The organism is Okeania sp., from assembly GCF_983059655.1.
In genome coordinates, this window is record NZ_CEZPJD010000464.1 from 1 (window position 1) to 6,172 (window position 6,172).

The 6,172-nt window shown below is 39.9% G+C and carries 4 protein-coding genes; 2 read left to right on the forward strand and 2 right to left on the reverse strand.

Annotated features, from left to right (window positions below):
- On the reverse strand, positions 1-669 hold a 669-nt coding region (locus AC3DU7_RS21880), incomplete at its 3' end, for an RNA-guided endonuclease InsQ/TnpB family protein (protein WP_488041418.1).
- 278 nt (positions 670-947) lie between these two features.
- On the opposite strand from AC3DU7_RS21880, the gene AC3DU7_RS21885 reads away from it, so the two are divergent.
- Positions 948-2,237, forward strand: coding sequence for a HEAT repeat domain-containing protein (locus AC3DU7_RS21885; RefSeq protein WP_488041419.1), 1,290 nt, complete (start codon positions 948-950; stop codon positions 2,235-2,237).
- 1,296 nt (positions 2,238-3,533) lie between these two features.
- Positions 3,534-5,252: a GTPase HflX gene (gene hflX / locus AC3DU7_RS21890; RefSeq protein ID WP_488041420.1), complete on the forward strand. Its 1,719-nt coding sequence runs from the start codon at positions 3,534-3,536 to the stop codon at positions 5,250-5,252.
- A gap of 727 nt (positions 5,253-5,979) precedes the next feature.
- Here the strand turns inward: hflX and AC3DU7_RS21895 are convergent.
- A partial coding sequence (locus AC3DU7_RS21895) for a helix-turn-helix domain-containing protein (RefSeq protein ID WP_488041421.1) occupies positions 5,980-6,172 on the reverse strand: 193 nt, incomplete at its 5' end.

Genomic DNA, 6,172 nt, shown 5'->3' on the forward strand with positions numbered 1-6,172 from the left:
GCTTAAAAATTTTGGACGTTCAATCAATTCACCTTCAGAAGTTGCTAAGAATTTATCAAGTCCAATATCAATTCCTAACGGATGTCCAAAAGCAGGGGTATCCGGAACACTGACAGGACTTTGCAAAGAAACAATTGCAAAATACCCACTTGCTCGTCTGACAACCCTAACCTGTTTCAGTTTAAATCCTTCTGGTATTGGTCTACATAATCTCATCGGAACTAATCCAATTTGAGGTAGTTTTATATACTCGTTGGAGACGGGATTATTTTTAAACTGAGGAAAAACAAAAGACCGCATTCTGTACTTGTTTTTAAAGCGAGGAAAGCCATAACCCTGCTGTTTCATGTTGTTAAATGCTCTTTCCAAATTCTTGAGAACTTGTTGTAAGACTTGAGCATTTGTTCTTTTCAGCTCTGGGTTAGTCTTCTTGGCTTTAGTTAAATTGGCCGCTTGTATGTTGTAGTTAGGGTAAGGCGCATCCCCAGGGATTATGTACTCTTGATGTAATGAACAATAGTTAACTGCACACTTCCTACTGTTAATCCAGTCTTTGCGCTCTCTCAAGGCATAATTCCACACCTTTCTACAGACTGCCAGCATATCCTCAATGATGGCAATCTGTTGCTGAGAGGGGATTAACTTAAATTCGTAGGTTAGTATCAGCATATCTCCATTGTAATATCGGTGAGGTTAAAACCGCCTGGCTCTCATCTTTTTCCCTAACTTATGTATTATAGTTTTTTTAAAGTTAAATCGTTAGTTTCCTTTCAGTGCATTCTACATTGTGCTACCCATACCATAATATCTGTAGAATAGTAATTTTGTCGCTAAAGTTTAAATAATTTGACTATTCTTAACTAACAGCAGCTATGATCGAACTAAACTATAGTTACTTGTTTACTTATTCCGTAAAAGTTGCCTCTGAAAACTCCTAAGAGAACATCATGGCCCATTACAAATCCATCTTTTATATCATTACGTCGTTGACTTTCCTGTATTCTTTTCCGCCCCTAAGTAGAGCTATCGTTAATGATTACAGTACAGGAGAATTAAATCACCGTAGCTTTACAGAGGCAAAAAATTTACAATCAACCAATCAAAATAATTATCCAGTATCAATAACCAAATCTTCATTTCCTCTGCATATTGCTCAAGATACTGATTCTGAGGCCAATAAATCTAGAAATAAAAATAAAAAAGAATCGAAGGACTCAAAAGTTCCTAAACCTGTTCGTGCAATACTCAAAGCTCTAGGAGGACGGAAAGCACTGTTTATTTTGAGCATTACATCAGTTCTTGTCACAGGTACGGCAGTATTTGTCTTACTCAAGCTTTTTGACGATCATCAGCCAAAAGATTTAGATCCAGAAGACTTACAACCTCAAGATCAAATACCAGAAACAACTTCAACTGATTTAGATTTAGAGGCTAACGATTCCGAACTGCCGCCCCCTAGATGGCCTACATCCCTAGAAAAATCTTCTTTGGCCAATAGAAACGATTCTTTAGATTCTTTTGTCCCCTCATTACAGGAATCTAGAGAAAAGACTTCTACAGAAATCTCAAAAAATAGTTTACAGCTCGATAATAATAATCATAATTTAGATGTTAAAACTGAAAAACTATCTACAGTTGAAAGTAAAGAAAATAATCACTATGAGCAACCAGAAACTCAAGAAAATCAAGTGAATTTATCAGAAACAAATAACAGACATTCTACAGTTGAAGACTCTCCACAAGCTAAAGTGAATTTATCAGAAACAAATAACAGACATTCTACAGTGGAAGAATCTGGAGATATTACTCTACCAAATAACTATCCTTTACCTGAAGTGAATGTTGTTGAAGAATTAATTAGCGATTTACAAAATTTTGACCCGAAAAAACGGCATCATGCTATTTGGGAATTAGGTCAAAGAGGAGATTCTAGAGCTGTTCAACCATTAGTTAATTTACTAATAGATTCTGACTCTAAACAACAAAGTTTAATTTTAGCCACTCTCTCAGAAATAGGAACTAAAACATTAAAACCAATGAATAGAGCTTTGGCTATGTCAATACGAAATGATAATGCAGAAGTCAGAAAAAATGCTATCCGAGATTTAACTCGAATTTATGAGTTAATTATTCAAACAACTAGCTTGTTGCAACAAGCGGAATATGACCCAGATCCGGAAGTTGAAAAAACAGCAAAATGGGCTTTAGAGCAGTTAAATAGAATTCGTCCAAGTTGACATTCTCCCCAGCCTAAAGGCGCGGGGATTCCTACCTATCCGTAGCTCTTCGGTGGGTTGATGTTTTGCTGGCGCAAAGCTCCGCTAACATTGATTCTGGAGTTTAGACTAATTAAGGCAGGCCGGAAACTTGCCGAGGGAGAATAGTCAGATAGGCCAACAAGACTGAAACTATTTCGCATTGCAGCATTGCAAAGACTTTTCAGTCAATTATCCACAGCCTGTACTATGGGTTATAGCGCTGTGCGCAGCTCATTTGGCAGTAGGCAATAGCGGTCAGACCCCGCGCCGCCGACAGCTCGCTTGCGGAACGCCGACTCCTGTGAGGCAGTAGGGGGGATAAAAAGCTTATTATATAAAACTTTTAGTTATTGGACACCTCCTGAAATTTGTAAAGCAAGCCAGCGCACATTGCTATACAGCGCTTTTCAAATTGATGAACCAAATCTTCACCAGCAAAATCTTGTAGAGACCTTCCATGGAACGTCCCTACTGTGGTTTACCCAAATAAAAACCGCTGTAATTGTGCCCTGGAAAGATTTGTTGAATAGTTTGAATAATGTCAGCTTCACTCAAACTTGCCAAAAAAGAAAAATAATCATTATTCATTGAAAACATCTGCACTACTTATATTCTCGAAGGATTCTGAGTTTCAAGTCTTCATTGCTTCTGAGCAAATTATCTAAATACCCCAAAAATTTAGTCTAAACTCCAGCTGATTGCTGCTACCTTAGAAAGTCGCACTAGAAAGGCAAGGCTTCAGAACCATTTTCTCGGTGAAGTAATATCAAATCCGGTTAACACTTTTTATTAGCAGTAGGGCATTAGGGGAGATTGAAGTGATAGTTGTAAAGATAAAGATATAGTATATATATGCTAGAGTTGTCGCTAAATAGAAGGAAAAAATCACTCCAACCTAGACAGAGCAATAATTCCAAGGCTTTTCAGTTGCCAATAGCTACAATCCTTATAGAACTAAGGTTTTTGGAGATTTTTGAAGTTATAAAGCGACAAGTTTACTATATAACTGAGTTGAACTCAAAAATTAGGATTATATAGCAATGAGCGCTGGTATATTTACAAATTATAGGAGGGGCCAAATAGCTAAAAGTCTTATATTGTCGGCAATTTATTCCCTCTATTGCCTCTCTTGGTCAGTATTCCGCAAGGGAGCTGGCGGCGGCGCGGGGTCTGACCGCTGTTGCCTGTTGCCTGTTGCCTGCACACGACGCTATAATAGGATATTTATAATTCTAAAGTATTATTTAGAGAGGGGCCACATTTTTGTGGCTAGGAATGCCTATCGAAACCATCTACGGAAATCTTCAAGGTCTAAAATCTAGCCAACTCAAACAACTGCAACGGTTGTACCATCAGCGGTTACCAAGCGATTGCCTAACTACCTCAGAATTTGCCCAAAGAGTCGCCTCAATCAGTAAAGAAGTTGGCCAACCAGTCTGCGTTTATATTAATCGTAGAGGAAAAATTATTCGAGTGGGAATTGGCACACCCCGTCAAACCCAAATCCCTCCTTTGGAATTACCCCGATACGGTGCAAGTCGCCTTAGTGGTATTCGTTGCATTGCTACTAACCTAAAACCAGAAGTGCCTTCAGAAGCTGCTCTGACTGCAATGGTTATTCAACGACTTGATGCTCTAGTAGTGCTTACCCTCACAGGCGAAGGATTTAAACGCAAAGGGGGTGGAGCTACCGGTTACATTAAACAAGCTTATTTAGCTCACTTGTTACCTACTCAAACAGATCATACAGATACTAATATCCAAGAGCAGTTTTGGACGGTATCACCCCCTCTCAGTTTGGATATGCTTGCTAAACAAGACTTTGTTGATTTGATTGATGGATTAGAAGCAGAATTTCAAAGAGAATTTATTGCTCAAGAAGTTGACTCTGACCAAGATAAAGTTCTGTTGGTAGGGCTAAAAACAGACAAAATGAAGGATAGAGAATTTGAAGACGGGTTAGCAGAATTAGCTAGACTTGTTAATACTGCTGGAGGTCTGGTCTTAAAGACAATGCAACAGAAGCGATCGCAACCCCATCCTCAAACTGTGGTGGGAGAGGGTAAAGTCCAAGAAATTGCTCTGACTGTTCAAACTGTAGGAGCTAATTTAGTTGTATTTGACCGCGACCTTTCTCCTGCTCAAGTTCGTAACCTAGAAACTAAGGTTGGTGTTAGAGTAGTAGACCGTACTGAAGTTATTCTTGATATTTTTGCTCAACGCGCTCAGTCTCGTGCCGGAAAGTTGCAAGTCGAACTTGCTCAATTGGAATACACTATTCCGCGTCTTACAGGTCGAGGTGAGGCTATGTCTCGTCTTGGTGGTGGTATTGGTACTAGAGGACCTGGTGAAACTAAGTTAGAAACAGAACGTCGGGCAATTAATGCTAGGATCTCTCGGTTACAGAAAGAGGTAAATCAGTTACAAGCACACCGCTCCCGTCTACGCCAACATCGTCAAAATCAAGAAGTACCAACTGTGGCAATAGTTGGATATACTAATGCTGGCAAGTCTACATTACTGAATACACTTACTAAATCAGAGGTTTATGCCGCAAACCAATTGTTTGCAACTCTAGATCCTACTTCTCGTCGTCTGATTATTCCTGATGCAATTACGGGTAAGCGAATTCCGATTGTGATTACCGACACGGTAGGATTTATTCACGAACTCCCACCTACTCTAATTGATGCTTTTCGGGCAACCCTTGAAGAGGTGACAGAAGCAGATGCTTTACTTCATGTGGTCGATCTGTCTCATCCTGCTTGGCAAAGTCAAATACGTTCTGTGATGAATATTTTGGCAGAAATGCCAGAAACTCCAGGACCTGCTTTAGTTGCTTTTAACAAGATCGATGAAGTAGATGGAGATACTTTAAGGTTTGCTCACGAAGAATATCCGATGGCAGTATTTATTTCTGCTGCCAAAGCTCTTGGTCTAGAAACTTTGCGTCAAAGACTTGCACAACTGATTGATTATGTTATTGCTTCATAGTCAAACGCCTATAATTTAGGGAAGTTCCATGGAACTTCCCTACAGGTTTATAAGTTCCACAATTTTTTATCCCACATTCCGCACCACAAAATTTAGTATAGAAGAAGGAGTCAGGAGTCAGGAGACAGAATTTAGGAAATTTAAACGCCAGTATCAATTTGAGAGATGCGGTCGGGCAAGACCCGTGAATGCCTGTGGATGAGTAACCGCCGACGGCCTCAGTGGTTTGCGTAGCATTCCCTAGGAAAGCAGGAAGTAAACATTAAAATGTCACTTATTATGCGGTGCAACCCAGCGTCGGCGTCAGATGCAAGGGGTCAGACCCAGCGTCGGCGTCAGACGCAAGCGGTCGGACCCCGCGCCGCCGACAGCTCGCTTGCGGAACGCCGACTCCTGTGAGGGAATGCTGACTCCTGTGAGGGAACGCGCACCAAGAGAGACGTTTTATATCGGTTTTATGAAGCAGAAAATCAAAGCTGCTTTGATATCATTCATCATTGCCCCTGAGTTTTTCTCTCATCATTACCCCAAATCCTTACTTTTTCCCCTTCATCTAACTAAAAGCTAGTATTTCAGCAGTTCCTGAAATTCTTCAAACCCACATCTGTTAATGCGCGCGATATTTCATCAGCAAGCCCTAATTATTTACTCGGAATTTGATCGACGAAAAAAGTAATTGACTTGTATAGTATAAATACTTGCTGCTCTATAAAACTGATACAAAGCGTCACATAACGTGACAAGAAACTTCTCTAATTATACGAGCATTGGGTTTATAACCATTTTTATAAGCGGCATTCCACAAGCTTAAGCCCCAGTTATAACACCATCTGGTATAACCTGCGTGTTGAGCCATCAGGGTTTTTTGTTTGTTATTGAGTTTGAGCTTTGTACGAATTGAGGTGTACATATTTCTAGCC

What these genes read in the sequence shown, in the direction of transcription:
- AC3DU7_RS21885 (WP_488041419.1), top strand. Translation starts at nt 948, where the DNA reads ATGGCCCATTACAAATCCATCTTTTATATCATTACGTCGTTGACTTTC.
- hflX (WP_488041420.1), top strand. Translation starts at nt 3,534, where the DNA reads ATGCCTATCGAAACCATCTACGGAAATCTTCAAGGTCTAAAATCTAGC.